General features: G+C 65.4%; 24 protein-coding genes, 1 tRNA gene and 1 pseudogene. 20 read left to right on the top strand and 6 right to left on the bottom strand.

Annotated elements, in window-relative coordinates:
• Positions 1 to 63 precede the first annotated feature (63 nt).
• The 4 genes from DCM79_RS02200 to DCM79_RS02185 form a co-directional block, all read right to left on the bottom strand.
• A complete protein-coding gene (locus DCM79_RS02200) occupies positions 64 to 567 on the bottom strand; it encodes a DUF6496 domain-containing protein (protein WP_257178399.1) in 504 nt (167 codons plus the stop codon).
• Positions 568 to 636: 69 nt separating this feature from the next.
• On the bottom strand, positions 637 to 1,419 hold the full coding sequence (locus tag DCM79_RS02195) for an alpha/beta fold hydrolase (protein WP_257178397.1): 783 nt from the start codon (positions 1,417 to 1,419) through the stop codon (positions 637 to 639).
• 4 nt (positions 1,420 to 1,423) lie between these two features.
• Positions 1,424 to 2,719, bottom strand: a complete 1,296-nt coding sequence (locus DCM79_RS02190; protein WP_257178395.1) for an O-acetylhomoserine aminocarboxypropyltransferase — start codon at positions 2,717 to 2,719, stop codon at positions 1,424 to 1,426.
• A 264-nt stretch (positions 2,720 to 2,983) separates the two neighbouring features.
• Positions 2,984 to 3,775: an IclR family transcriptional regulator gene (locus DCM79_RS02185; protein WP_257178393.1), complete on the bottom strand. Its 792-nt coding sequence runs from the start codon at positions 3,773 to 3,775 to the stop codon at positions 2,984 to 2,986.
• A gap of 130 nt (positions 3,776 to 3,905) precedes the next feature.
• Here DCM79_RS02185 and DCM79_RS02180 point away from each other — a divergent pair, with 130 nt between their 5' ends.
• Genes DCM79_RS02180 through DCM79_RS02150 form a run of 7 tightly spaced genes read left to right on the top strand, consistent with a single transcriptional unit; the run spans position 3,906 to position 10,233 of the window.
• A complete protein-coding gene (locus DCM79_RS02180) occupies positions 3,906 to 4,871 on the top strand; it encodes a tripartite tricarboxylate transporter substrate binding protein (protein ID WP_257178391.1) in 966 nt (321 codons plus the stop codon).
• Between the two features lie 3 nt (positions 4,872 to 4,874).
• A complete protein-coding gene (locus tag DCM79_RS02175; protein ID WP_257178389.1) occupies positions 4,875 to 5,492 on the top strand; it encodes a flavin reductase family protein in 618 nt (205 codons plus the stop codon).
• 53 nt (positions 5,493 to 5,545) lie between these two features.
• Complete coding sequence (locus DCM79_RS02170) at positions 5,546 to 6,406, top strand: fumarylacetoacetate hydrolase family protein (RefSeq protein WP_257178387.1); 861 nt, start codon at positions 5,546 to 5,548, stop codon at positions 6,404 to 6,406.
• Positions 6,407 to 6,409: 3 nt separating this feature from the next.
• On the top strand, positions 6,410 to 7,213 hold the full coding sequence (hpaH, locus tag DCM79_RS02165; RefSeq protein WP_257178385.1) for a 2-oxo-hept-4-ene-1,7-dioate hydratase: 804 nt from the start codon (positions 6,410 to 6,412) through the stop codon (positions 7,211 to 7,213).
• 24 nt (positions 7,214 to 7,237) lie between these two features.
• The gene (locus DCM79_RS02160; protein ID WP_257178382.1) at positions 7,238 to 7,633 is read left to right on the top strand and encodes a RidA family protein; all 396 of its coding nucleotides are present in this window, start codon (positions 7,238 to 7,240) and stop codon (positions 7,631 to 7,633) included.
• A 12-nt stretch (positions 7,634 to 7,645) separates the two neighbouring features.
• Positions 7,646 to 8,521: an amidohydrolase gene (locus tag DCM79_RS02155; protein WP_257178380.1), complete on the top strand. Its 876-nt coding sequence runs from the start codon at positions 7,646 to 7,648 to the stop codon at positions 8,519 to 8,521.
• Positions 8,522 to 8,550: 29 nt separating this feature from the next.
• The gene (locus tag DCM79_RS02150) at positions 8,551 to 10,233 is read left to right on the top strand and encodes a tannase/feruloyl esterase family alpha/beta hydrolase (RefSeq protein WP_257178378.1); all 1,683 of its coding nucleotides are present in this window, start codon (positions 8,551 to 8,553) and stop codon (positions 10,231 to 10,233) included.
• Between the two features lie 27 nt (positions 10,234 to 10,260).
• On the opposite strand, the gene DCM79_RS02145 is transcribed toward DCM79_RS02150, so the two are convergent.
• The gene (locus tag DCM79_RS02145; RefSeq protein ID WP_257178376.1) at positions 10,261 to 11,268 is read right to left on the bottom strand and encodes an LLM class flavin-dependent oxidoreductase; all 1,008 of its coding nucleotides are present in this window, start codon (positions 11,266 to 11,268) and stop codon (positions 10,261 to 10,263) included.
• A 379-nt stretch (positions 11,269 to 11,647) separates the two neighbouring features.
• Here DCM79_RS02145 and DCM79_RS02140 point away from each other — a divergent pair, with 379 nt between their 5' ends.
• The 7 genes from DCM79_RS02140 to mdoH all read left to right on the top strand — a co-directional run bounded on the left by DCM79_RS02140 (position 11,648) and on the right by mdoH (position 20,155).
• Positions 11,648 to 12,151 (top strand): Twin-arginine translocation pathway signal, encoded by a 504-nt coding sequence (locus DCM79_RS02140; RefSeq protein ID WP_257178374.1) that lies wholly within the window; start codon positions 11,648 to 11,650, stop codon positions 12,149 to 12,151.
• 12 nt (positions 12,152 to 12,163) lie between these two features.
• Positions 12,164 to 12,814: a ferric reductase-like transmembrane domain-containing protein gene (locus DCM79_RS02135; protein WP_257178372.1), complete on the top strand. Its 651-nt coding sequence runs from the start codon at positions 12,164 to 12,166 to the stop codon at positions 12,812 to 12,814.
• 106 nt (positions 12,815 to 12,920) lie between these two features.
• Positions 12,921 to 13,394, top strand: a complete 474-nt coding sequence (locus DCM79_RS02130; RefSeq protein ID WP_257178364.1) for a cyclic nucleotide-binding domain-containing protein — start codon at positions 12,921 to 12,923, stop codon at positions 13,392 to 13,394.
• A gap of 992 nt (positions 13,395 to 14,386) precedes the next feature.
• Positions 14,387 to 15,031: a GDSL-type esterase/lipase family protein gene (locus DCM79_RS02125; protein ID WP_257180931.1), complete on the top strand. Its 645-nt coding sequence runs from the start codon at positions 14,387 to 14,389 to the stop codon at positions 15,029 to 15,031.
• Entirely contained in the window at positions 15,016 to 16,143 is a 1,128-nt protein-coding gene (locus tag DCM79_RS02120) for an acyltransferase (protein ID WP_257178361.1), read from the top strand. The genes DCM79_RS02125 and DCM79_RS02120 overlap by 16 nt, the downstream gene beginning before the upstream one ends.
• A 392-nt stretch (positions 16,144 to 16,535) precedes the next feature.
• On the top strand, positions 16,536 to 18,041 hold the full coding sequence (locus tag DCM79_RS02115) for a glucan biosynthesis protein G (RefSeq protein ID WP_257178359.1): 1,506 nt from the start codon (positions 16,536 to 16,538) through the stop codon (positions 18,039 to 18,041).
• Positions 18,029 to 20,155, top strand: coding sequence for a glucans biosynthesis glucosyltransferase MdoH (mdoH, locus tag DCM79_RS02110; RefSeq protein ID WP_257178357.1), 2,127 nt, complete (start codon positions 18,029 to 18,031; stop codon positions 20,153 to 20,155). Before DCM79_RS02115 ends, mdoH begins: the two co-directional genes overlap by 13 nt.
• Before the next feature lie 230 nt (positions 20,156 to 20,385).
• On the opposite strand, the gene DCM79_RS02105 is transcribed toward mdoH, so the two are convergent.
• A tRNA-Thr gene (locus tag DCM79_RS02105) sits at positions 20,386 to 20,460 on the bottom strand.
• 317 nt (positions 20,461 to 20,777) lie between these two features.
• Here DCM79_RS02105 and DCM79_RS02100 point away from each other — a divergent pair.
• The 6 genes and pseudogenes from DCM79_RS02100 to DCM79_RS31760 all read left to right on the top strand — a co-directional run.
• On the top strand, positions 20,778 to 20,966 hold the full coding sequence (locus DCM79_RS02100) for a hypothetical protein (RefSeq protein ID WP_257178355.1): 189 nt from the start codon (positions 20,778 to 20,780) through the stop codon (positions 20,964 to 20,966).
• A 24-nt stretch (positions 20,967 to 20,990) separates the two neighbouring features.
• Positions 20,991 to 22,697 (top strand): FAD-dependent oxidoreductase, encoded by a 1,707-nt coding sequence (locus DCM79_RS02095; RefSeq protein WP_373568143.1) that lies wholly within the window; start codon positions 20,991 to 20,993, stop codon positions 22,695 to 22,697.
• A 230-nt stretch (positions 22,698 to 22,927) separates the two neighbouring features.
• Positions 22,928 to 23,236 carry an EthD family reductase gene (locus tag DCM79_RS02090; protein WP_028138744.1) on the top strand — a complete coding sequence of 103 codons (309 nt, stop codon included), beginning with the start codon at positions 22,928 to 22,930 and terminating at the stop codon, positions 23,234 to 23,236.
• A 294-nt stretch (positions 23,237 to 23,530) separates the two neighbouring features.
• Positions 23,531 to 24,040, top strand: a complete 510-nt coding sequence (locus tag DCM79_RS02085) for a hypothetical protein (RefSeq protein WP_257178354.1) — start codon at positions 23,531 to 23,533, stop codon at positions 24,038 to 24,040.
• A 127-nt stretch (positions 24,041 to 24,167) separates the two neighbouring features.
• Positions 24,168 to 24,992, top strand: coding sequence for an alpha/beta fold hydrolase (locus DCM79_RS02080; RefSeq protein ID WP_257178353.1), 825 nt, complete (start codon positions 24,168 to 24,170; stop codon positions 24,990 to 24,992).
• A 138-nt stretch (positions 24,993 to 25,130) separates the two neighbouring features.
• A pseudogene (locus DCM79_RS31760) lies at positions 25,131 to 25,205 on the top strand (epimerase); the annotation flags it as partial.
• Between the last annotated feature and the right edge of the window lie 11 nt (positions 25,206 to 25,216).

The raw sequence follows: 25,216 nt of genomic DNA, 5'->3' as shown, positions 1-25,216 counted from the left end.
ATAGACGGCCGGATCGTCAGGCGGCAGCCGCTGGCATTCAACTCACAAGGTCGCTAGAGGGCATCAACTCCGGCGGCGCGCCCTGGTGCGCGCTGCCTTCTTTGCTGCGGCGGAGCGGACCTTGGCGCCCTTGGTGTGGCTCGCTTTCCGCGCGGCGGCCGAATGTGACGCCGCGGTTCGGCGGCTCGCGGCCCGCTTGCCCTGTTTCGACAGCGCGCTGCGCGATGCCGCCGAGCGCGGCTCCTTCTTCAGGACGTTCTCGACGGTGCGCGACACCTTCGGCCGGCGCTTCGGCGTGCGTTTGCCCTGGCCGACCTCATAGGCGTATTTGGCGCTGCGGCGCGTCGCCTTGCTGGTGCGCCCCTTGCGCGGCGGCGGCAGATCGACACCGGCTCGGCGTGCTTCGGACAGGCGGATCGCGATGGCCTGCTTGGTCGAGCGCGCGCCGTGCTTGCCCTTCCTGATCCTGTCGATCTCGTCCTTGACGAATTCGCCGGCCTGCGTGCTCGGCGACTTGCCGGCGCGCTTGTCCTGCCTGGCTTTGCGAATGATCTCAGGTCTTGGCATGGCTCGAGTTCCCTCTGAGGATCATAGGGATGTCTGACCGAAACGCATGACGCGAGCGATTGATCCTGTTCAGTTCCGCAAGGCCGCCAACAATTCATCAGGCCGTTCGGCCATGATCATGTGCCCGGCTCCCGGTACTACGATTGTCTTTGCATGCGGGATTGCCGCGGCGAGCGCCTTGCCCGCCTTCGCCGGCGTCATCATGTCTCGCTCGCCGAGGATCAGCGTTGTCGGCACCTTGACGCTCGCAGCGGCGGCAAGCGCATTCGTGTAGGAATTGCACGCGGACAGATCCTTGAACAGCACGCCGGGCTCGCACGCCTTCAGCACCGCCTGCGCGCCGCCATGCATCCACAGGCCCGGCGCGAGGCTGCCGCCGAGCTCGGCGTTGAAGCCGAGGCCCCAGATCGAGACCATGTCGTTGGCATCCTGCGAGTTGGCCTCGGCCGCCTTGAGCAGATCCGGGCCGACCGTCATGGTCGCGGCGGTGCCGATCAGGCTCAGCGCGGAGACCTTGTCGGGATGCCGGGCGGCGGTCTCCAGCGAGATCAGCGATCCCATGGAATGGCCGATCAGATGCGCCTTCGCAGCTCCTGCCGCATCGAGCAGCGCCGCGGTCCAGTCCGCCATCTCGGCGATGCTGCCGAGTGAAGGCCCGGCGGAGCGGCCGTGGCCGGGCAGATCGGGCGCCAGCACGGCAAAGCCGTGATGGGCGAACCAGCGCGTATGCAGCGCCCAGGTCGAATGGTCGAAGCCGGCGCCGTGGATGAACACGACCGCAGGCAGGGACTTGTCGAAGTCGCGGCCGCCGGTTGCGACGAACACATCAGCGCCGTTGACGGAGAGCTTCATGGTGTCAGACCTTCTGCGAGATGCGCAGCGCCTGCGCCAGATCGTCGATGATGTCGCTTGCGGTCTCGATGCCGACCGACAGCCGCACCAGCTCCTCGCCGATGCCGGCCGCCTTGAGCTGTTCGGCGTCCATCTGTTGATGCGTGGTCGAGGCCGGGTGGATCACCAGCGTCTTGGCATCGCCGACATTGGCGAGATGGCTGATCATGCGCAGGCTCTCGATGAATTTGCGCCCGGCGGGCCGTCCGCCCTTGATGCCGAAGGAGATGATCGAGCCGGCGCCGCGCGGCAGCAGCTGCTTGGCGAGCTGATAATCCGCATGCGTCTCCAGCGAGGGATGCAGCACCCAGTCGACCGCCTTGTTGGACTTCAGGGCTTCCAGCACCAGGTAGGTGTTCTGCATGTGGCGGTCCATGCGCACGCCCAGCGTCTCGACGCCCTGCAGCAGCTGGAATGCGTTGGTCGGCGACAGGCAGGCGCCGAAATCGCGCAGGCCTTCGGTCCGGGCGCGCATGATGAAGGCCGCCGTGCCGAACTGCTCGTCGAAGACGATGCCGTGATAGCCGCCATAGGGCTCGGTCAGCACGCCGAACTTGCCGGACGAGCGCCAGTCGAAGCGGCCGCCGTCGATGATCGCACCGCCGATCGCGATGCCGTGGCCGCCGATCCATTTGGTCGCCGAATGCATGACGATGTCGGCGCCAAGCTCGATCGGCCGGCTCAGATAGGGCGTGGCAAAGGTGTTGTCGATCAAGAGCGGAATCTTCGCGTCATGCGCGATCTGCGCGACCTTGGGGATGTCGAGCACTTCCAGCCCGGGATTGCCGATGGTCTCGCCGATGACGAGCTTGGTGTTCGGTTTGATGGCGCTGCGGAACGCCTCGAGATCGCGCGGCTTGACGAACGTGGTGGTGATGCCGAAGCGCGGCAGCGTGTGCGCCAAGAGATTGATCGTGCCGCCATAGAGCGAGCTCGACGCCACGATGTGATCGCCGGCATTGAGCAGCGTCGCGATCGCCAGGTGCAGCGCGGCCATGCCGCTCGCGGTGCAGATCGCGCCGACGCCGCCTTCGAGCGCGGCGAGCCGTTCTTCCAGCACGCCCGTGGTCGGATTGGAGATGCGCGTATAGATATGGCCGGCACGCTCCAGGTTGAACAGCGCAGCGGCGTGATCGGAATCCTGGAACACGTAGGACGTGGTCTGGTAGATCGGCACCGCCCGGGCGCCGGTCACGGGATCCGGATGCTGGCCCGCATGCAGGCTCAGGGTCTCGAAGGCAGGCGGTTTTGGCGCGGGCATGCATGGCCTCGTTGGTCGGTCGGCGGTGGGGGCGTTGTGCCACAAAACGGTGTACCAAGTCAGCCATTGACAGCGCCGCACTGGCGGTGCGCTCCCTCCCCCGCTTGCGGGGGAGGGTTGGGGAGAGGGTGTCTCCCGCGTTGGGGTTGTTGAGAAATTGCAGAGTAGGTCCCTGCGTGGAGAGAGCCCTCACCCGCCGCGCTCTGCGAGCGCGTCGGCCTCTCCCGCAAGCGGGAGAGGCGAAGAACCGGCACCGTCCGTGCCTTACCCCCCGATCGCCTGCTCGATGACCCGCGTCTCCCGCAACAAGATCTCCGCGACCTCCTGCTCGCGCCTTGGGCCGAGCCGCGTTCGCACCGCGGAGACGGTCATGGCGGCGGCGGGGCGGCCGTCCGGGGTCTTGATCCAGGTCGAGATCGATTTCGTGCCCTGCACGAGGCCGATCTCTCTCATGCCGTATCCCAGCCGCCGCGCGGCGGTGATCTCGCCGAGCACCGTCGCCGTATCGGTCCGGTAAGCCTCGAACCGCTTCTCGTTGGCCGCGACGATCTTTCGCGCCTCCTGCGCCGGCATCGCGGCCAGGATGGCGACGCCTGCGCTGGAGACGCCGAGCGGCCGCCGCGCGCCGACCTCGATCGACAGCACCTGGATCGGATAGATTCCGATCCTGCGGTCGACGCACAGCGTGTCGTTGCCGGTGCGCACGGTCAGGAACAGCGTGTCGCCGATCTCGGCGGAGGCGCGCCGCAGCGACGGATTGGCAGCAATCAGCAGCCGCGAGGGGCGCGGCCGCGCCAGCGCCAGCTCCGGCACCTGGTTGCCGATCGCGTAGCGGCCGCTGCGCGCGTTGCGCTCGACGATGCCTTCCTCGATCAGCACGTGGACGATGCGATGCACGGTCGGGCGGGTGAGGCCGGTCGCCTGCACGACCTCGGCCAACGGCACGCCGGCCTCGCGGCCTGCGGCAAGAATGCGCAACACGGCGAGCGCGCGCCGGATCGCCTGCGCGCCCTGCCGCGGCGGTGTCGTGTCGTGGACGAGCTTGGTTCTGTCCATAATATGGACAACAACGCCACAATTCACTCGACAGGTAAAGCGCCCATCTGGAGATTGCGGCCGAATCGAGTTGCCCTGCGGAACGGCAGGGCACTCGGCATGGAATTAAAGCGCTGCCCGGGAGGTTAACATGAGATTAATCTGGATTGCCATAGCTGCCGCTGCCGCGATGCTGACGGGGCCCGCGTCGGGCCAGCAATGGCCGGCGCGCAACGTCAAGCTGATCGTGCCTTATCCCGCCGGCGGCAACGTCGACAGCGCCGCGCGCATCGTCGCCGACAAGCTGCAGGAAAAGCTCGGCCAGCCCTTCGTCATCGAGAACAAGGCCGGCGCCGGCGGCATGATCGCGGGCGAAGCCTTCGCCAAGTCCGCGCCTGACGGCTACACGCTGTTCGTCGGCGCCAACGGTCCGGTGCTGTTCGCGACCGAGATCAACAAGCGCGACGCCTACAACTGGAAGAAGGATTTCCTGCCGATCTCGACCATCTCGATGACGCCGCTGGTGCTCGAGGTGCATCCGTCGGTGCAGGCGACCACGCTCAAGGAATTCCTCGATCTCGCCAAGCGCGAGCCCGGCAAGCTGACCATGGCCTCGCCCGGCCCCGGCACCACCAACCATCTGCTCAGCGAGCTGATGCAGTCGAACCTCGGCGTGCAATGGGTCACCGCGCATTATCGCGGCAATGCGCCGGCGATCAATGATCTGCTCGGCGGCCAGGTGCAGTTCGCGTTCGACCAGCTCACGGTCAGCCTTCAGCACATCAAGGCCGGCCTGTTCCGCGCGCTCGCGGTCACCAGCCCGCATCGGCTGAAGTCGCTGCCCGACGTGCCGACTTTCGCCGAACTCGGCTACAAGGATTTCGACGGCCAGACCTTTACCGGCCTGTTCGCGCCCGCAGGCACGCCCGCGCCGATCGTGGACAAGCTGCACGAGACGCTGGTCGCGATCCTGAAGGATCCCGCCGTGGTCGACAAGTTCGAGAAGCTCGGCGGCGAGGCCACGCCGATGAATCCGGCCGAATTCAAGGCCTATCTCGAGCGCGAGGACGCCAAGTGGATTCCGGTCGTGCGCAAGGCCAACATCAGGGCGGATTGATCGATGCGGATCGATCCCACCGAGCTCGGCGCGGAGCGCATCTACCGGCTGATGACCGGCATCGTGGTGCCGCGCCCGATCGCGTGGGTCACGAGCCTGTCAGGCAAGGGCGTGCTCAACCTCGCCCCGTTCAGCGCCTTCACCTTCGTCTCGCAGAAGCCGCCGATGCTCGCCATCAGCGTCGGCCGCAAGGGCGCCGACTACAAGGACACCGCGCACAACATCCTCGACACCGAGGAATACGTCATCCACATCGCCGATACCCCGCTGATGAATGCGGTGCACGACAGCTCGGTCGAGCATCCGCCTGAAATCAGCGAGGTCGAGCATCTCGGCCTGGAGACGCTGCCCTGCGATCGCATCAAGGTGTGCCGGCTCGCCGCCGCGCCCGTGGCGATGGAGTGCCGCTTCCGGCAATGCCTCGAATTCGGCGATGCCAAGAGCCGGCTGATCGTCGGCGAGGTCGTGATGTTCCATCTGCGCGACGGCCTCGTCAACGACGGCAAGGTCGAAACCAGGGCGCTCGATCCGATCGCGCGCATCGGCGGTCCCCGCTACGCCCGCCTCGGCGAGATCGTGACGCTGAACACCGTGTTCCAGACGCCCAAATCGAAAGACTGAGCGCGCGGGCCGGTCGCCGGCCAGGCCGCCTCGACATCATCGGAGAAATGACAATGCGACTACTGAGCTATCTCGTGGACGGAGAGCCGCGTTACGGCGCGGCCGTCGACGGCGGCGTCGTCGATCTCACCAGGCGGATTGGCCGCGACTATTCCGACGTCAAGGCGCTGATCGCGGCCAACGCGCTCGCCGATGCGCAGGAAGCCGTCGCCGGGCAGAAGCCGGACTACGCGCTGGACGAGCTCGTCCTGCTGCCGCCGGTGCTGGCGCCGGAGAAGCTCTGGTGCATCGGCGTCAACTACGCCGAGCGCAACGCCGAATACAAGGACAGTTCCGACCTGCCCAAATATCCCAGCCTGTTCGTCCGCAGCATGTCTTCGATGACCGGCTCCGGCCAGCCGATCGAGAAGCCTAAGGTTTCGGACCAACTCGACTACGAAGGCGAACTCGTCATCGTGATCGGGCAGGGCGGCCGCCACATCCCGCGCGAGAAAGCGTGGTCGCACATCTTCGGCATGACGCTATGCAACGAGGGCACGATCCGCGACTGGCTGCGCCACGGCAAGTTCAACGTCACGCAGGGCAAGAATTTCGACCGCTCCGGCAGCATCGGCCCGTGGATCGTCACGTCGGACGAGCTCGACCCGCGCGGACCGCATAACATCACAACGCGCGTCAACGGCGAGGTGCGGCAGCAGGACACGACCGAGCGGCTGATGTTCCCGTTCGACTTCCTGATCTCCTATCTCTCCACCTTTGCGACGCTCAAGCCCGGCGACATGATCGTCACGGGCACGCCGACCGGAGCAGGCGCGCGCTTCGATCCGCCGCGCTGGCTGAAGGTTGGCGACGTCGTCGAGGTCGAGTCGCGCCGCATCGGCGTGCTGCGCAACAAGGTCGTCGCGGAGAGCTAGATCATGCTGGACACTGCGACGATCGAACGTCTTGCCGCGCGCCTCGACGAGGCCGAGCGCACGAAATCGCTGATCCCGATGTTCTCGAAGGAGTATCCTGATTTCAGCATCGAGGATGCCTACGCGGTCCAGCGCGCCTGGACCAAGCTCCAGCTCGGCCGCGGCCGCATCATCAAGGGCCACAAGATCGGCCTGACCTCGAAGGCGATGCAGAACGCGGTCGGCATCTCCGAGCCCGATTACGGCGTGCTGTTCGCCGACATGTTCTATGCCGACGCGACGCCGATCCCGTTCGACCGCTTCCACGCGCCGCGCATCGAGGTCGAGCTCGCCTTCGTGCTGAAGGCGCCGCTGCGCGGGCCCGATTGCACCATCTTCGACGTGCTCAACGCCACCGACTACGTGACGCCCGCGCTGGAGATCCTGGAGACGCGCATGCACCGCGTCGATCCGGAGACCGGCAAGACCCGCAAGGTCATGGACACCATCTCCGACAACGCGGCCAATGCCGCGCTGGTGCTGGGCGGCCGGCCGATCCGCCCGATGGATGCGGATCTGCGCTGGATCGGCGCGCTGCTGTTCCGCAACGGCGAGGTCGAGGAGACCGGCCTTGCCGCCGGCGTGCTCAATCATCCCGCCAACGGCATCGCCTGGCTCGCCAACCGCCTCGCGCCGCATGACGAGCATCTCAAGGCCGGCGAAGTGGTGCTGGCGGGATCGTTCACGCGTCCGGTCGACATCCGCCGCGGCGACACGTTCCACGCCGATTACGGCCCGTTCGGCTCGGTGTCGTGCCAGTTCGTCTGAACCAACAATAAAAGGGAGCGCACCATGACAAGTCAGAAGCGGCGCAAGAGCATCCACATCGGCGGCTTCAAGCACGTCAATCCGATTCCGAACGCCTGCCGCATCGGCAATCTCGTGATGTCGGGCGTCATCCTCGGCCGCGACCCCGCGACCAATGCGATGCCCGAAAGCCTCGAGGCGCAATGCGCCAACATGTTCGCGCACATGAAGGCGACGGTGGAGGCCGCCGGCGGCAGCACGGACGACATCATCAAGATGACGGTGTGGCTGAAGGACCGCGGCAACCGCGGGCCCATCAACGTCGAATGGCTCAAGATGTTTCCGGACGAGCATTCGCGCCCGGCGCGCCACGCGTTGCCGATGGACAACATGGATGGCGGCGCGCTGGTGCAGTGCGACTTCACCGCCGTGATCGACTGAAGGAGCGCCTGCATGCCGACCTATCTGCCGTTCGATCCCAATCCCCGCCGCCCCGTGAAGGCGCCGCCGCCGAAGACCGTCGACAGCCAGTTCCACGTGCTGGGTCCGATCGACAAATATCCGGAGCGCCCCGGCGCGGCCTACCGGATGCCGAGTGCGACCTGGGAAGCGGCGCTGCGCATGCACAAGACGCTCGGCATCGAGCGCGGCATCATCGTGCAGACCACGACCTATGGCGCCGATCACGCCGTCGTGCTCGACGGGCTCGAAGCGATGGGCCCGAACTATCGCGGCTGCGCCAACGCGCTGGTGTTCGCCGAGGCAAACGATGCCTACCTCGCCAAGCTGCATGATGCCGGCGTGCGCGGCGCGCGCTTCAGCTTCCGCCAGGAGCTCGGCGCCGTGCTGTCGGACGCCGATTTCGCCCGTGCCATCGCGCGCATCCGCGAGCTCGGCTGGTACGCCAAGATCCAGCCCGAGAAGGACGGCATCATGTCGAGCGTCGCCAAATACGAGAACCTCGACGTTCCCGTGCTGATCGACCACATGGCGCGGCCTGACCCCGAGGCCGGCAGGAACGATCCCAACCTGCGCAAGATGCTCGAGTTGCTCAAGAAGGGCAATTTCTGGGTGATGCTGTCGCTCGGCGAGAAGACCTCGAAGACCGGCGCGCCTTACGACGACGTGATCCCGATCGCGCGCGCCTATATCGAAGCCGCAATCGACCGCTGCGTCTGGGCCAGCGACTGGCCGCATCCGGTCTCGGTCAAGCAGCCGCCGAACGATGCCGACCTGCTCGAGCTGATGTACCGCTACGCGCCGGATCAGGCCGAGTTGGAGAAGATTCTCGTGCACAATCCGGCGAAGCTGTTCGGCTTTGCGGATTAACCGGAGCGTCTGCGATCGGAGGTTGTCGGATGATCGTTTCGGTACGGAAAAGGCTGCATCGTCAGGTCTGGCAGGCCGCGCTTGGCTGCATCGCGGGCGTCGTCGCCATCGCGTCTCCGGCGGCCGGCGGCGACACGATTTCGCCCGTGACGGCATGCGACCGGCTCAAGGCGGAAGCCGGCGCGGCGGTGCGTGTCAGCGAGGCGCAACAGCGGCCGGCGGCGAGCGGCTTGCCCGCGCATTGCGAGGTGATCGCTCATCTGGACGAGCGAACCGGCGCCGACGGCCAGAAGTTTGCGATCGGCCTGCACCTCAGGTTGCCGGAGGCATGGAACGGCCGCTTCGTGTTTCAAGGGCAGGGCGGCACTGACGGCGTCCTCGGCAACGGAGACGCACAGCCCGGCGGCGGACAACCGAGCGCGCTCAACCAGGGCTACGCCACGGTCACGACGGATGCCGGCCACAGCAATGCGCCCGGTCCGCTCGGAGGCGCCAGCTTCGGCCTCGATCCGCAGGCGCGCATCGATTTCGGCTATCGGGCCGACGACGTCGTCACCCGGCGCGCGAAGCAATTTATCCAGACTTATTACGGTCGCTTGCCGCGCTATTCCTACTTCCTCGGCTGTTCTAATGGCGGGCGGCACGGCATGGTGGTGACGCAACGCTTTCCCGATCATTTCGACGGGGTCGCGGCGGGCGCGCCCGCTTTTCGAATGCCCGAGAAGGGCCTAGCAGGCGCTGCAGCGACGCAGGCCTTCGCGGCGATCTCACCCAAGGCATCGGACGGCCGTCCGATCCTGGCGCAGGCGTTGTCGCAGGCCGACATGGATCTGCTCTCCAGGGCGATCGTTCAATCCTGCGATGCAACCGACGGACTTGCCGACGGCATCATCGACAACGTGGCCGCGTGCCGTTTCTCCCCGCGCACGCTGCAATGTCCCGCCGACAAGACCGCGAGCTGTCTGTCCTCGGCGCAGGTCGCAGCGCTCGAAACCTATTTCGAGGGACCCACCAACGCACAAGGCCGCCGGATCTATGCGTCCTATCCCTATGATGCCGGCATTGCCACGGAGGGATGGCGGCGCTGGATTCTCGGCACGGCGCGTGACAGCCGCGTCAACGCCTTCAACGTGTCCTTTGGCGCAACCTTGGCCTACCTCTATATGACGCCGCCGCAAGCGCCCCTGGCCAACGAAGCGGAGGCCGTTTACGACTTCTATCGCTCCGTCGACGTCACGGAGGCCCATGCAAGAATCTTCGGCACCAGCGCGGCGATGCCCGAGAGCTCGGTGCAGACGATCTCCGCCAATTCGGTCGATCTTTCCGGCTTCCGTGCGCGGCGTGGCAAGCTGTTGCTTTATCACGGCGTCAGCGACCCCACTTTCTCCGCGCTTGATACCGTGGACTGGTACAAGCGCCTCACGAGCGCGGTGGACGGAGAGAGGGAGACGGCCGACTTTGCCCGGCTCTTCCTCGTGCCGGGCATGAACCATTGCTCGGGAGGCCCCGCCACCGACAGTTTCGACGTGCTGACACCGCTGGTCGCGTGGGTCGAGCAGGGACGCGCGCCCGAACGCATCGAGGCCCGCGCGGGTGCGAAAACGCCTTGGCCGGACCGCAGCCGGCCGCTGTGTCCCTATCCGCACTGGGCGCGCTATCTCGGCCACGGCAGCATCGAGCAGTCCGAGAACTTCACCTGCGCCGCGCCTTAGGCGGCCGCGAGGCGAGGCGGACCGGGCTCACGCGACCGGTTGTTTCGCGATCCGGTCCCGCACCTCGGCCGCGATCTCGAACGAGCGCAGCCGTGCGGCATGATCGTAGATCTGCCCGGTGGTGATCAATTCGTCCGCGCCGGTCTCGGCGATCAGCACCTTCAGCTTGGCTTCGACCACATCGGGCGAGCCGACCGCGGTGCAGGACAGCGACTGGCCGACCATGGCCTTCTCCGCCGGCGACCACAGCGCGTCCATGTCGTCGACCGGCGGCGGCAGCGGGCCCGGCGTGCCGCGGCGCAGGTTGATGAACGCCTGCTGCAGCGAGGAGAACATGCGCTGCGCCGCTTCGTCCGTGTCTGCTGCGAACACGTTGACGCCAATCATCGCATAGGGCTTGGCGAGCTGCGCCGACGGCTCGAACCGCGCGCGATATTCGCGCAGCGCCGGCATCATCATCTGCGGCGCGAAATGCGAGGCGAACGCGAACGGCAGCCCCAGCATCGCCGCCAGCTGCGCGCCGAAGGTGCTCGATCCCAAAATCCACAGCGGCACCTTGGTGCCCATGCCGGGCACGGCGCGGATCGCCTGGTTCGGCTGCACGTCGCCGAGCAGCGCCTGCAGCTCCAAAACGTCCTGCGGAAAATTCTCGGACGTGGTCGCAAGGTCTCGTCGCAGCGCCCGCGCGGTGAACTGGTCGGTGCCGGGCGCGCGCCCCAGCCCGAGATCGATCCGCCCGGGATAGAGCGATTCCAGCGTGCCGAACTGCTCGGCGATCACCAGCGGCGAATGGTTCGGCAGCATGATGCCGCCGGAGCCGACGCGGATCGTCCTGGTGCCGCCAGCGATGTGAGCGATCACCACGGATGTCGCCGCGCTCGCGATCCCCGTCATGTTGTGATGCTCGGCCAGCCAGAACCGCTTGTAGCCCCAGCCTTCCGCATGCCGGGCGAGGTCGAGCGAATTGCGGAACGCCTGCGCGGCATCGCCGCCCTGGCAAATCGGCGCGAGGTCGAGCACGGAGAAGGGGATCATGCGGGGGGTACCGGGTGGAGGGGCTGCCATCACATGTAGTGTCGGTGCGCCGGATCGGTAGGGCATTTGCGAAACCGATCGTCTCGTCGAACGAGCCAGACGGGTACCTCCGCTCGAGCCATCCGGCGAAGCCGTTCGAGCGGTCCGTGCCCGTTCACGACACTGTTATTGCGCCGGTCGTCGCAACTGGGCGTTTCCAGAGCTGCTACTATATCTTTTGCACAGCGATCGCACGGCAGTCGCGGGTCCCGGACGCGGTGCAGCGTGAAACGCTGCGCCGCAGAGCCGGGACCCAAGCCGCGATTGTGGGCCCCGGCTCTGCGGCGCATCACTGCGTGCTGCACCGCGTCCGGGGCACGTGAGTCCAGGAGGAATTGACATGACCATGGTCGCATTCAACCGCCGCAATCTCCTCGTCGCCGGCGGCTCCGTCCTGGCGAGCGGGGTTTTCGCGACCGGCGTTTCCGGATTGCTGGTGCCCGCCCATGCGAACGGCCTCGCGCCCACTGAATCGATGTCGGGCGGGGCGAACAATTACCGCAAGGGCGCGGCGATCGTCGATCGCATCGGCAAGGGCGGCTTCTGGATGAGCGGCACCGTGCGCCGCGCCGGCGACGGCGCGCCGCTGGCCGGCCAGCGCATCCAGATCTGGGCGCACACGGTCGAAGGCCGGGAGCACGAGCCGCACAGCCACGGCGCCACGCTCACCGACAAGGACGGCAAGTTCCGGCTGGAAATGCCGCAGATCATTCCGATCTTCGGCCAGCCGCACGGCCATCTCGCCTATGACAGCGGTGAGTTCAAAACCGTGTTCCTGCGGCCGGTGATGCGGAGCGCCAAGGACACCAGCCTCGAGGCGCATTTCGTGCTGCAGCCGGCCTGATCGGGCGCGCGGATGGCGGGATGGAAATCGGCACGGGCGATCCTGATCTGGGTCGCCCTGGCTTTGGCCATCGGCGTGCCGACTGCGCTGGCTGCGACCAGCGAGCAGCTCGCCTGGCGCGATCCGGTCTACATCCTCGCCGGCTTCGCCGGGATCATCGCGCTCGGTCTCGTGCTGATGCAGCCGCTGCTGATCGGCGGATATCTGGCGCCGCTGTCGGCCTATCGCGGCCGGCGGACCCACCGCTGGATCGGCGGCGCGCTGGTGCTGGCCGTCATGATCCACGTCGCCGGCCTCTGGATCACCAGTCCGCCCGACATGATCGACGCCCTGACCTATTCGTCGCCGACGCCGTTCTCGCCGTTCGGCGTGACCGCGATGTGGGCGATCTTCATTGTCGCGCTCCTCGCCCTGCTGCGCCGGCGGCTCGAGCTGCGGCCGCGCACTTGGCGCTTCATTCACATGCCGCTGGCGATCGTCATCGTCGTGGGCAGCGTGGTCCATTGCCTCCTGATCGAGGGAACGATGGAGACGTTCTCGAAGGCCCTGCTGTGCCTGCTGGTCGTCGCGGCAACCGTCAAGGTCATGATGGACCTCAAGGTGTGGCGCAAGCGACGGTCGCTGCGCGGCGAGAGCCGTAGCCCGGATGGAGCGCAAGCGTAATCCGGGACCGCTGTAGGCGCGGCCGACGGCCCCGGACTACGCTGCGCTCCATCCGGGCTACGTCGCTCAGCTTGTCCCGAATGACGACGGGGCGTAACCTCGCGTCATGAACGCCACGGCCCCAGATCTGAAAGCGTTCCTGCTCGCGACGCCGTTCTTCGGCGGCCTGTCGGACCCAGGCCTCGACCTCCTGGTGTCGATGCTGACCGAGCGCCGCTTCGAGCCCGGCGCGACCATCGTCGCGGAAGGCGAGCCGGGACGCTCGATGTTCATCGTCAAGTCCGGCCGGCTCGCGGTAAGCAAGCGGGCGAGCTCGGGCCGCGTCATCCCGATCTCCGTTCTCGAGCGCGGCGATTTCTTCGGCGAGATGACGCTGATCGAAATGCAGAATCGCTCGGCAACGGTGGTCGCGGAGGTGCCGACGGTGCTGTACGAGCTGACCGCTCACGATCTCTACGCCTGCTACAAGGCCGACATCCACGCCTATGTGATCGTCCTGCAGAACATCAACCGCGAGCTGTGCCGTCGCCTGCGCCGGTCGGACGAGCGGTTCACCGCGCGGCTGGTGAGTGACGGTTGATGGCGGGTCGTACATGGGATGGTTAGAGTCCGGCAGGGTTTTGGCTGGTTTCGCTTAGTGCGGCATCGGCAGTAGGCTCCCTCCCCCGCTTGCGGGGGAGGGTTGGGGAGAGGGTGGCTCCGCGCAGGGATTATTGAGAGCGACGGAGGGCGTCCCTGCGCGGCGAGAGCCCTCACCCGCCGCGCTCTGCGAGCGCGTCGGCCTCTCCCGCAAGCGGGAGAGGCGGAGCAAGCTCGCAAACAGTCCCCGTCTCATCCATACGCGATCGTCCTGCACCGTAGCGGCAGCGACCCGTCGGGCAAAACACCCAATACCCCGTCAAGCCCCCGCCGCGAAAATATTCTCCTTTACCGAAATTCGGCTTTGGCGTATGTGTCGCTCATCCCGGCTCACCAAGAGGGGCGATCTCGAGGTCGTCTTGATCGCGAGCCGGGCTTGCGGTGGACGCGGCAGCGTCGGCACGAGATGGGACGGGCAGGGCGGGTAGTCCCTGTGCAATTCGCGGGGCGAGGGAGGCCAGAAGGAAAGTTCGGCTCCCGGGAGAGCACGGCATAAGCCGTCCGACCATCGCGCAGGGAAGGCCGAGTGATCGGCACCACCTGTATGCTGCTGTGCGGTTCTTTCTGCGTGTGCATTTCGCGCAGCGGACCGCGGGTGCCTGTCGGCACCCGGCCTTCCCTGCGCCCTCTTCACTGGAGAGGGCGAAAGAGAGGAGCAAAACTCGGGCGTTTCGGGCCGCGAGAACGCCGATCCATGCGCGGTCGGCGCGAGGCGAATGATGCTACCGGACAGATGCACGCATTCATTCCATTTTGCATCAATTTGATCGCATTTTATTGGGCCGGCGATGTGATCTTGTGTGGCACTCCTGCGTGGCGCCGTTGACGTCGAAGAGCAGGCGATGCTCGGTCGACGCAGCCCAGCACGTCGAAATTCAACTTGGGCACGTTTCGAGCCGGTACATGAACAGGATACTTATCGGCTTGGCCGTCGTGCTGATCGGTGCTGTTGCGGCGGGAACCTCCGTCGCCAAGAAGCAGGCGTTCTTCGAATCGCATCGACGCAACCGCCAGATCATCCTTCATTATACGCTGGCCCGGGTCGACGATCCCATCATCGTTCTCGGTGACAGCCTGGTCGAAGCCGCAACGCTGCCGCGCGAGCACTGCGGTCATGCCATCGTCAATGCCGGTCTGGGCGGCGCATCCACCACCAGCGACCTCGGCAATTGGTTGATGGATGTGCTCGACGGCAGGCCTGCCGCTGCGATCGTGGTGGCCCTGGGTATCAACGACGCGCTCGGAGCTGCGCGCGATCTGCCGGAGTTCAAGGCGAACTACAGCGCGCTCTTGGCGAAGCTTTCGGAGACGAGAGCCCGCATTGTCGTGCTGGCGGTCCCCCCACTGGAGGTTTCACCGCCTCTGGCCGCCGAAGCGGAGGCGAAAGCGATGCGCCTGATCGAAAGCTACAATTCCGCCTTGCCCGAACTCGCCAGCCGTGGCGGCGCGACCTTTGCCGCGCTGCCGCCCATGCCGGTGCCGCACACGATCGACGGGGTGCATCTGAACGCTGCCGGGTATCAGCTGTGGAATCAAGCCGTCCTGCAGGGAGCATCCGTCGCATGCAAGGCGAGCTAACGCCGCCGATTGCTCCTGCGCGAGCGAACAAGCTGCTCGGATTGGAGCTGTTGCGCTTCCTGACGGCGTTCGCGATTCTGGTGTTTCACTATCGCCAATTCGCCTTCGTTGGCGACAGGGAAGTGGGGCTTCTCCAGGATCAACTGCCGCTCTATTGGCTGCTCGCCCCATTCTACGCGAGCGGGCCCTATGCGGTCCGCGTCTTCTGGTGCATCAGCGGCTTCATCTTTTTCTGGAAGTATCGCGACGTGATCGCCGACCGGGTGCTCGACGGCTGGAAATTCTTCGTCCTGCGTTTCTCGCGGCTCTACCCGTTGCACCTCGCCACGCTCCTGCTCGTGGCCCTGCTGCAGCCCCTCTACGCCGGGCTGCATGGATCGTCGTTCGTGTATCAGAACAACGATCTCGCGCATTTCGTGCTGCAGCTCGTGATGGCCGGCACCGCGACGTCGCAGGATGCGCTGAGCTTCAACGGCCCGATCTGGTCGGTGTCGGTCGAGGTGCTGGTCTATTTCGTCTTCTTCATGCTGTTGCTGGCGACCCGCTCCTGGTGGCTCAATGTGGCGCTGATCGCGGTCTGCCTGACGATTCCCGGAGAGGTCGCGGACTGCTTTACCTACTTCTACGTCGGCGGACTCGCGGCGATGGCGCGCCAATCCCTGCAATCTTCGCCCGCTCGTGCGCGGACGGCCGAAGGCACCGCCTGGCTCGCTGTCGTGGCCGTGGTCTGCGGATATTGGCTGATGGGCGGCCAGCTGCGATCGATCGGCTTGCTGCTGCTTCTGATCTGCACGCCGCTGCTGCTCTATAGTCTTTCGCGCGACATCGCTCTGCCGGCCCGGCTTCAACGAATCGTCGAGGCGGCGGGCAACGTGACCTATTCAAGTTATCTGCTGCATTTCCCGATCCAGCTGGCGGTGGTGCTGGGCTTTTCCCTGATGCAGGTCCCGATCCCGATCTACGACGACGCGTTCTTCGCAACCTTCATCGGCATCACGCTGCTGGCGTCGCATGTCACCTATCGCTATTTCGAAGAACCGGCGCAGCGGCTGATCCGTGCCTCGTTGCTGCCGCTGCGCGGTGAGGCTGTCCGCCGCCCCGCCATGGCGTGAGCACGCCGCGGTGTTCCGCAGGCCTACCCTCCCTCCGGCGCGAATGCGCGATAAATCAACGGTCACAGCAGGATGGATGGTGCTGCCAGACGGCATTGACCTATGAAAGTCAATGCTGTCTCGTCTTGATTCTATTGATGTTTTGGGTCCAGCGATCTGTCTCTGCGTGGCACCCTTGAGAGTCGCCGCGCGGCAACGTTTAGCACACAGTGCAAGGTCACCATGGAGGCCATGACCGCGCGGAATAGCCGATATCTGTCAATCTCGGTTGATTTCGAGGCGGATCAACAGGGCGAGTTGCTTTGCCTTTGCCCTGAGCTGTTTGCGAGCGCGTGGAACTCACGGGCGCGGTGGTCGTTGCTTGGCCGCGGCAGCAGTAGCGAGGAGTGCACGTGAACCGACGCCAGCTAGTCCAAGGGTCGGCGTTGCTGCCGGCTTTGCTGCTTGCTTCCCGACGCAGTTTGGCTGCCCCGCCGGACAATGCGTTCGGGCCGTCCACCGTGAGGGACCTGGCGCGGATGCTGGCGAGCAAGCCGTACGAGGGGCCGGACGAGAAGCTGCCGGGCGGCTTGAAGGACCTCGACTATGATCAGTACCGCTCGATCCGCTTCCTACCCGAGCGCGCGCTCTGGCGCGGCAAGAATCTTCCGTTCGAAGCGCAGTTCTTCCATCGCGGCTTCTTCTACAAGAACCGGGTGAACATCTTCGAGGTTGCGGACGGAAAGGCCAGCGAGATCAAATACCGCAAGGAAGACTTTTCCTTCGGCGAGAAGGTGGCGGCGTTCGAGGAGACCGATCTCGGCTTCGCCGGCTTCCGCATCCATGCGCCGATCAATCGCCCTGACTACTACGACGAGGTCTGCGTGTTCCTGGGCGCGAGCTACTTCCGCGCCGTCGCCAAGGGGCAGACTTACGGGCTTTCCGCCCGGGGGCTCTCAATCGATACCGGCGAAACCAAGGGCGAGGAATTTCCGCTGTTCAAGGCGTTCTGGCTCGAGCGGCCGGCGCCGGGTGCGACCTCGCTGGTGATCCATGCTCTGCTCGACAGCAAGAGCTGCGCGGCGAGCTATCGATTCACCGTTCGGCCCGGGGACACAACGGTGTTCGACGTCGAGATGTCGGTCTACCCGCGTGTCGAGATGCAGCGGGCCGGCCTTGCGCCGATGACCAGCATGTTCTTCTACGGCCCGAACGACCGCAACGACATCGACGATTTCCGTCCCTCTGTTCACGATTCCGACGGGCTCGCGATCTTCAACGGCAAGGGCGAAAGCCTGTGGCGGCCGCTCAGCAATCCCCGTGATCTCCAGATCAGCACCTTCCAGGATCTCAATCCGCGCGGCTTCGGCCTGATGCAGCGGGAGAGGAACTTCGCTGCCTATCAGGACATCGAATCCAGCTTCGAAAGGCGCCCAAGTCTCTGGATGGAGCCGATCGGGGACTGGGGCGAGGGCGGGGTCATGCTGTTCGAGATCCCGACCAAAGAGGAGGTCCACGACAACATCGCCGCGTTCTGGCGACCGAAGAACCCGCTGCAGGCCAGGGGTGAACACAACTACACCTACCGGCTGCATTGGGGGCCGGACAGCCCAAAGCCGCATTCACTCGCCCGCTTCACGCGCACAGGTATCGGCGCGAGGGGCGAAGACGCCCGCTTGTTCGTCCTCGATCTGGTCGGGGACAATCTGAAAGGCATCGATCCTGCGAGGATCAAGGGCGTGGTGACGGCGGAGAAGTCGGACGTGAAGAACATCGTCACGCAGCCCAATCCCTACACCGGTGGCTGGCGGTTGAGCTTCCAGTGCCAGGTCAAGGGCGAGCCGATCGAGCTACGGGCGTTTCTGACCGAAGGCGACAAGCAATTGTCGGAAGTCTGGGTCTATCGATGGGCACCTTGAACCCGGCACCGCGATCGATCGCCGGTGATATCGCGAGCCAACGCCTGCTGCCGCGCGAGGCCCCGCTTGCCATGGCTCCGGGCGATCTCAGGAAGAATCGGGTACCGGACCGTGTTCCTGCACCGGCTGCGACCACCATCGCTTGGCGGCGCGGCTTGATCCTGCTCTCGACGGCCGCGCTGACCGGGGCGGGCGGGTACGAGATGTATCGCGTGCTGCAGGTCGGCGGCGTCACCGTCCTCGAAGCCATGGTGCTGGCGCTGTTCCTCGTCCTGCTCGCCTGGGTCGCTTTTTCTTTCGCCTCCGCGGTGGCGGGCTTCTTCGTGCTGCTGACCCATCGTCCTGACGGGGATGCCTTCGCGCCTGGTGTGGAGCTGCCCGCGATCGCAAGCCGCACGGCCATGCTGCTTCCCACCTACAACGAGGATCCGCACCGATTGACGGCCCGGCTTCGGGCCATCATCGAATCCGTGGACGCGACCTCGCACGGAGAGCTGTTCGACTGGTTCGTTCTGAGCGACAGCACCGATCCCGACATCTGGGTCGCCGAGGAAAAGGCGCTGCTGGCATTGCGACAGGCGGTCGGAACGCCGCGGCTGTACTACCGTCACCGGGCCGACAACACGGCGCGCAAGGCCGGCAACATTTCCGAGTGGATCACCCGGTTCGGCGCCGTCTACGACTTCATGATCGTGCTCGACGCCGACAGTCTCATGAGCGGGCAGACCATTGTGCGGTTGGTCCATGCCATGGAGACCAATCCGACCGCGGGGCTGGTCCAGACGCTGCCCATGATCGTCAACGCGCGAAGCCTGTTCAGCCGCGTCCAGCAATTCGCCGGCCGCCTGTACGGTCCGCTGATCGCCGCCGGCGTCGCTTGGTGGCACGGCTCGGAAGGCAATTACTGGGGCCACAATGCGATCATCCGGGTGAGGGCGTTCGCGGAATCGGCCGCGCTGCCGCAGCTGCGGGGCCGGAAGCCGTTCGGCGGGCACATCCTCAGCCACGATTTCGTCGAGGCTGCGTTGATGCGGCGGGCTGGGTGGGGCATCTACATGCTGCCAGCGCTCGGCGGTAGCTACGAAGAGGTGCCGCCTTCGCTGCTCGATTTTGCGGCGCGCGATCGACGCTGGTGTCAGGGCAATCTTCAGCATCTGGCTGTCGTGCCAGCGCGAGGTCTCCATTGGGTGTCGCGCCTGCATTTCATGGTGGGCATAGGGGCATATCTGACAGCGCCCCTTTGGCTGCTGTTCCTGTTGCTGGGAATGCTGATCTCCCTCCAGGCCCGCTTCGTGCGTCCGGAGTATTTCCCAAAAGGCTTCTCGTTGTTTCCCACCTGGCCGGCCCAGGATCCCGTGCTCGCCATCTGGGTGTTCGTCGCCACCATGGGCCTGTTGCTGTTGCCGAAGCTGCTCAGCCTGATCCTCGTCTGGACGCGGCGATCGGCGCGCAGGCAGTTCGGCAGCGCATTGCGTATCTCGGCCGGAGTCTTGGCCGAGATTGTCGTGTCGGCGCTGATGGCGCCCGTGATGATGATCTTTCAGTCGATCGCGGTGGTCGAGATTCTGGCCGGCCGCGATGCGGGCTGGCAGACGCAAAGGCGCGACGACGGCACGGTGGAGCGCCGCGAACTCTATCGGAAATACGGCGTTCCAACCCTGTGCGGCGTTGCGATGGCCGCAAGCGCCTACGCCGTTTCGCTGCCCCTTCTGCTTTGGATGTCGCCGGTCATCGTCGGGCTGCTGTTCGCCGTTCCCATTGGCGCCTTGACCGCGATGCCCGCCTCGGAAAGATTGTTTGTCACTCCTGAAGACCGAGAGCCGCCACCGGTGCTGCGCCGGGCGAACGAATTGAGCGCCTCCGCGGAGGCAGGGCTCAAATCCGCGTTGGAGGAGCTGCGGGGAGATCCCGCGCTCCTGGCCTTCCATCTGGCGCAGCTGCCGCCTCCTCGCGTCGCCGGGCCCGACACGGTCGACGCCAACCTGGCGGTGGGCCGTGCCAAGATCGATGCGAGCGAGACTTTCGAGGAGGCCGCAGAGCATCTGTCCTCGCGGGAGATATTCTCGATCTTGAACGACGGGCCGGCGCTCTCGACCGTGTTGCAGAAGTGGTGAACGCGCAATGGCGCTTGGCGGACTCGGCTTGAGCTCGAGCCAAAGCGCCAATGGTGATGATCTTGATGCAGGCCGGCTCAGTCTGACGCGCGACAAGTGAAACGGGATCCACTTACTGCGCCAGCGCAAGTACGCTCTTTGGAGTCCAGGCGACTTCTTAGGGAGGCATTTCGGTTCTGTTGGCACTCAGAACCGAATGTCCAATAAATCAACGTTCACAGCAGGAGGAATGGTGCTGCCAGACAGGATTGAACTGTCGACCTCTCCATTACCAATGGAGTGCTCTACCACTGAGCTACGGCAGCATGTGCTGGTGAAGAATCGGGCGCCCGAAGGGCCCTGCCAAGCGGGCCGATATCTGCCACAAGCCCCCCTCCCGCGCAAGCTTGCTAGGCCGGTCAAATCGAGAAAATCGGGCCGATATCGGGGCCAAAATGCTCGTTTTGGCTCGAAACCACCGGCTTTCCGCCGATTTGAGGTCCGCTGATCCCCACCAACTGGCCAGGTGGCCAAGCGATCGGATTCGGTCCATTTCGAGTTTCGCACGATCGGATCGCAAGCAGCCTCTTGAGCTGCCGCAATCTCCGGGCATGCTATCGCCGATGGCCCGTATCGGATCCCCATGATTGACGAGAACGAGAAGAGCGCGCGCCAGGCGAAGACGGCCCGAGATGACCGGCTGAAATCGGCGCTGCGCGAAAACCTGAAGCGGCGAAAGCTGCAGGCGCGCGAACGCGCCGCCGGCGCTGAGCCCGCTCCAAACGACGATGGGTCCCTCGATGAGGGCACCGCAGGGAAAGCCGGCACTTGAGACATTGGAATGGCGAGAATGACGATGGGGCAGGACGGACGGCAAGGAAGCAATGGTGACGCGCTGATGTCGCGGTTCACCCGGCCCGAACAGACCTTTCCCGCGCTGACGCCGGCCGAGATCGAGCGGATCAGGCATTTCGGCGAGGTCCGCAGCTACGAGGACGGCGAGTTCCTGTTCGAGACCGGCAAGCCCGGGCCCGGCATGTTCGTGGTGCTGAAAGGCCATGTCGCCATCACCCAGCGCGACGGGCTTGGTCACGTCACGCCGGTCATCGACCAGGGGCCGGGGCAATTCCTGGCCGAGCTCAGTCAGCTCTCGGGCCAGCCGGCGCTGGTCGACGGCCGCGCCAAGGGCGATGTCGAGACCTTGCTGCTGCCGCCGGACCGGCTGCGCGCGCTGCTGGTCGCCGAGGCCGAGCTCGGCGAGCGCATCATGCGCGCGTTGATCCTGCGCCGCGTCAATCTGATCCAGGGCGGCATCGGCGGCCCGGTGCTGATCGGGCCGCCGCATTCGGCCGGCGTGGTGCGGTTGCAGGGCTTCCTCACCCGCAACGGCCAGCCGCATCATCTGCTCGATCCCGAACGCGATCGCGACGCCGCCGAAGTGATCGCGCGTTATTCGCCCAAGCCCGAGGACTGGCCACTGGTCGTCGCCGCCGATGGCGCAGTGCTGCGCAATCCCAGCGAGACCGAGCTTGCGCGCGCCATCGGCATGATCGGCGGCGCCAAGGATGACCGCATCTACGACGTCGCCGTCGTCGGCTGCGGGCCGGCCGGGCTCGCCACAGCCGTGTATGCTGCGTCGGAAGGGCTGTCGGTCGCCGTGCTCGACATCCGCGCCTTCGGCGGCCAGGCCGGCGCCAGCGCGCGCATCGAGAATTACCTGGGCTTTCCCACCGGCATTTCCGGCCAGGCCCTGACCGCGCGCGCCTTCACCCAGGCGCAGAAATTCGGCGCCGACATCATGATTCCGGTGACGGTGAAGTCGCTCGATTGCACGCGCAAGGACGGCGCGTTCGCGGTGGCGCTCGACGGCTGCGATCCCTTGCGCTCGCGTTCGGTCGTGGTTGCGAGCGGCGCGCGCTATCGCCGGCCCGAGATCGCAAACCTCGACAAGTTCGAGGGACGCGGCGTCTGGTATTGGGCCTCGCCGATCGAGGCGCGGCTCTGCGCCGGCGAGGAGGTCGCGCTGGTCGGTGCCGGCAATTCGGCGGGCCAGGCCGCCGTGTTCCTGTCGGGGCACGCCAGGCGCGTCCTGATGATCATCCGCGGCGGCGGTCTCGGCGCCAGCATGTCGCGCTATCTCATCGAGCGCATCGAAGCGACGCCGAACATCGAATTGATGTTCAACACCGAGATCACGGCGCTCGAGGGCGACGAGGCCTCGCTGCTGCGGCGTATCCATTGGAAGAGCCGGCTGTCCGACGACGTGGATTCCGCCGACATCCGCAATCTGTTTCTGTTCGTCGGCGCCGATCCCGCCACCGCCTGGCTCGACGGCTGCGGCGTGACGCTCGATCGCGGCGGCTTCGTCGTGACCGGCGCGCAGTCCGAGCAGAACCAGGGCCGCCTCGTGGCGCCGCTGGAGACCTCGGTGCCCGGCGTCTATGCCGTCGGCGACGTCCGCTCCGGCTCGGTCAAGCGCGTCGGCGGCGCCATCGGCGAGGGCGCCCAGGTCGTGGCCTCCCTGCACGGCTATCTCGGCGATGCCGCAAAACCGGCGCTTTAATAGCGTTTTCGAGCGAAGTGGATTCCGGTTCGCGTCAAGAAAACGCGTCAAAACAAGAATCTAGAGGTTCGTTCCGATTCCATCGGAAGCGGAACGAGGCTCTAGTCAAGGACAAGACAAGCAGATGGCAAGTCGAATGAGGCTTGCCATTGTGCCAGCAACTACAGACTATCTCCTCACCACGGGGATTTAAGACCGATAAACAAAACGCTGATTGACGGGAGGACTAAATGGCTGAAGTTGTCGTGCTCTATAAGACGCCCAAGGATGCTGCCGCCTTCGACAAGTACTATGCCGAGACGCACATTCCGCTCGCCAAGAAACTTCCCGGCCTGAAGAAGTACGCCGTCAGCAAGGGGCCGGTCGCATCCCCGACCGGGCCTTCCGGAATCCATCTCGTCGCCATCCTCACTTTCGACAGCGTGGCCGATATCCAGGCCGCATTCGGCAGCCCGGAAGGCAAGGCGACCGGCGCAGACGTGCCGAAATTCGCCAGCGGCGGCGCCGACCTCCTGATCTTCGACACCAAGGACGTGTGAGACTACGATTCAGCTCGTCGAAAGTCTCGTAGCCCGGATGGAGCGCAGCGTAATCCGGGATCTATTTGCTTGTGGCATGCACCCGGATTGCGCTGCGCTCCATCCGGGCTACGAAGCTCGAGGCATCATCTGCCGTCGTTTGTGACAGCGGTGCAAAAAATTCAGCCATGCGTTTGTCGATTCGCACGATGACGCATGGCTTCGCATATCCGTGCGACGACAACGCAGGTGGTAATCCGATGAGGACCGTAATATCATTCTCCTGAACCTCAATGGAGCGTAGGAGGAGATGTCATGGTCCTTGGCTTGAGCCTGTCCGCCTTCACGATGGTCCATGTCGTCATCAGCCTGATCGCCATCGCCGCCGGCCTCGTCGTGATGTTCGGCCTGCTCGGCTCGAAATCGATGCCGGGCCTCACCGCGATCTTCCTGGCTTTCACCATCCTCACCAGCGCCACCGGCTTCCTGTTTCCGTTCGAGAAGCTGCTGCCCTCGCACATCATCGGCCTCATCTCGCTGCTGTTGCTCGCGGTCGCCTGCGTCGCGCTCTACGGCATGAAGCTCGCCGGCATCTGGCGTCCGGTCTACATCGTGACCGCGATGATCTCGCTCTATTTCAACTGCTTCGTGCTGGTGATCCAGTCGTTCCTCAAGGTGCCGGCGCTGGCCGCGCTCGCGCCGTCCGTGCCGCCGGCGCCGCCGTCGGGTCCGGTGTTCGCGGTGGTGCAGGGCATCGTGCTGGTGTTCTTCGTGGTGCTCACCATCGGCGCTTGGCGCCGCTTCAAGCCGATGGCGTTTGCCTGATCGCCGACATCTCGTCATTCCGGGGCATCGCGCAGCGATGAACCCGGAATCCCGCACAGTTATCTCCAGATTCCGGGTCCGCGCTTCGCGCACCCCGGAATGACTCGAGCTTAAAAGGAGTCCCACAATGCCCACCATCACCACCAAGGACGGCGTCGAGATCTTCTACAAGGATTGGGGCAGTGGCCAGCCGATCGTGTTCAGCCACGGCTGGCCGCTGTCGTCGGACGACTGGGACGCGCAGATGTTGTACTTCGTCACGCGCGGCTACCGCGTCGTCGCCCATGACCGCCGCGGCCACGGCCGCTCGGCGCAGGTCGCCGACGGCCACGACATGGATCATTATGCCGACGACCTCGCGGCCGTCACCGCGCATCTCGACCTCAAGAACGCCATCCATGTCGGCCATTCCACCGGCGGCGGCGAGGTCGTGCACTACATCGCGCGCCATGGCGAGAGCCGGGTGGCGAAGGCGGCGATCCTCTCGGCGGTGCCGCCGCTGATGGTGCAGACCCCCGCCAATCCCGGCGGCCTGCCGAAGAGCGTGTTCGACGATCTCCAGAAGCAGCTCGCCGCCAGCCGCACGCAATTCTATCGCGACCTCCCCGCCGGCCCGTTCTACGGCTACAACCGCCCCGGCGCAAAACCGTCGGAAGCGGTGATCCAGAACTGGTGGCGCCAGGGCATGATGGGCGGGGCGAAAGCGCATTACGACGGCATCGTCGCGTTCTCGCAGACCGACTTCACCGAGGACCTCAAGAAGATCAACGTGCCCGTGCTGGTGATGCACGGCGACGACGACCAGATCGTGCCTTACGCCGATTCCGCCCCGCTCTCGGCCAAGCTCCTGAAGAACGGCATCCTGAAGACCTACAAGGGTTTTCCGCACGGCATGCCGACCACCCACGCCGACACCATCAACGCGGATCTGCTGGCGTTCTTCAAGGAGTGAGGGGAGCGCGCGCCTCTTGCCTTCTGCCCTCGTGGGATAGGGTGGCTGGCCGCGTAGCGGATGGGTGAGGGGTCTCTCTCCGCTAGAGCCTCCGGCAGTGAGCATGCGGACATAGACCCCTCATCCGGCGCTTCGCACCGCGCCATGATCCGCCTCGCCCGGGAGGGGTATCCGCGGAAGGTGCTGGAGATGGAGGATATCAATAGCCTCTAGCCGGCCGGTCC

It is taken from the genome of Bradyrhizobium sp. WBOS07 (assembly GCF_024585165.1).
Lineage (GTDB): Bacteria > Pseudomonadota > Alphaproteobacteria > Rhizobiales > Xanthobacteraceae > Bradyrhizobium > Bradyrhizobium japonicum_B.
Note: the sequence above shows the minus strand (reverse complement) of the source record. Positions and strands in the feature narration are given on the sequence as shown.

Bases quoted from the DNA above. Each gene is read 5' to 3' on its own strand.
- DCM79_RS02170 (WP_257178387.1), top strand. From the start codon at position 5,546: ATGCGACTACTGAGCTATCTCGTGGACGGAGAGCCGCGTTACGGCGCG.
- DCM79_RS02080 (WP_257178353.1), top strand. From the start codon at position 24,168: ATGCCCACCATCACCACCAAGGACGGCGTCGAGATCTTCTACAAGGAT.
- DCM79_RS02190 (WP_257178395.1), bottom strand. From the start codon at position 2,719: ATGCCCGCGCCAAAACCGCCTGCCTTCGAGACCCTGAGCCTGCATGCG.
- DCM79_RS02120 (WP_257178361.1), top strand. From the start codon at position 15,016: ATGCAAGGCGAGCTAACGCCGCCGATTGCTCCTGCGCGAGCGAACAAG.
- DCM79_RS02150 (WP_257178378.1), top strand. From the start codon at position 8,551: ATGATCGTTTCGGTACGGAAAAGGCTGCATCGTCAGGTCTGGCAGGCC.
- DCM79_RS02180 (WP_257178391.1), top strand. From the start codon at position 3,906: ATGAGATTAATCTGGATTGCCATAGCTGCCGCTGCCGCGATGCTGACG.
- DCM79_RS02175 (WP_257178389.1), top strand. From the start codon at position 4,875: ATGCGGATCGATCCCACCGAGCTCGGCGCGGAGCGCATCTACCGGCTG.
- DCM79_RS02100 (WP_257178355.1), top strand. From the start codon at position 20,778: ATGATTGACGAGAACGAGAAGAGCGCGCGCCAGGCGAAGACGGCCCGA.
- DCM79_RS02130 (WP_257178364.1), top strand. From the start codon at position 12,921: ATGAACGCCACGGCCCCAGATCTGAAAGCGTTCCTGCTCGCGACGCCG.
- DCM79_RS02135 (WP_257178372.1), top strand. From the start codon at position 12,164: ATGGCGGGATGGAAATCGGCACGGGCGATCCTGATCTGGGTCGCCCTG.
- DCM79_RS02155 (WP_257178380.1), top strand. From the start codon at position 7,646: ATGCCGACCTATCTGCCGTTCGATCCCAATCCCCGCCGCCCCGTGAAG.
- DCM79_RS02095 (WP_373568143.1), top strand. From the start codon at position 20,991: ATGGGGCAGGACGGACGGCAAGGAAGCAATGGTGACGCGCTGATGTCG.
- mdoH (WP_257178357.1), top strand. From the start codon at position 18,029: ATGGGCACCTTGAACCCGGCACCGCGATCGATCGCCGGTGATATCGCG.
- DCM79_RS02145 (WP_257178376.1), bottom strand. From the start codon at position 11,268: ATGATCCCCTTCTCCGTGCTCGACCTCGCGCCGATTTGCCAGGGCGGC.
- DCM79_RS02200 (WP_257178399.1), bottom strand. From the start codon at position 567: ATGCCAAGACCTGAGATCATTCGCAAAGCCAGGCAGGACAAGCGCGCC.
- DCM79_RS02195 (WP_257178397.1), bottom strand. From the start codon at position 1,419: ATGAAGCTCTCCGTCAACGGCGCTGATGTGTTCGTCGCAACCGGCGGC.
- DCM79_RS02085 (WP_257178354.1), top strand. From the start codon at position 23,531: ATGGTCCTTGGCTTGAGCCTGTCCGCCTTCACGATGGTCCATGTCGTC.
- DCM79_RS02160 (WP_257178382.1), top strand. From the start codon at position 7,238: ATGACAAGTCAGAAGCGGCGCAAGAGCATCCACATCGGCGGCTTCAAG.
- DCM79_RS02140 (WP_257178374.1), top strand. From the start codon at position 11,648: ATGACCATGGTCGCATTCAACCGCCGCAATCTCCTCGTCGCCGGCGGC.
- DCM79_RS02185 (WP_257178393.1), bottom strand. From the start codon at position 3,775: ATGGACAGAACCAAGCTCGTCCACGACACGACACCGCCGCGGCAGGGC.
- hpaH (WP_257178385.1), top strand. From the start codon at position 6,410: ATGCTGGACACTGCGACGATCGAACGTCTTGCCGCGCGCCTCGACGAG.
- DCM79_RS02090 (WP_028138744.1), top strand. From the start codon at position 22,928: ATGGCTGAAGTTGTCGTGCTCTATAAGACGCCCAAGGATGCTGCCGCC.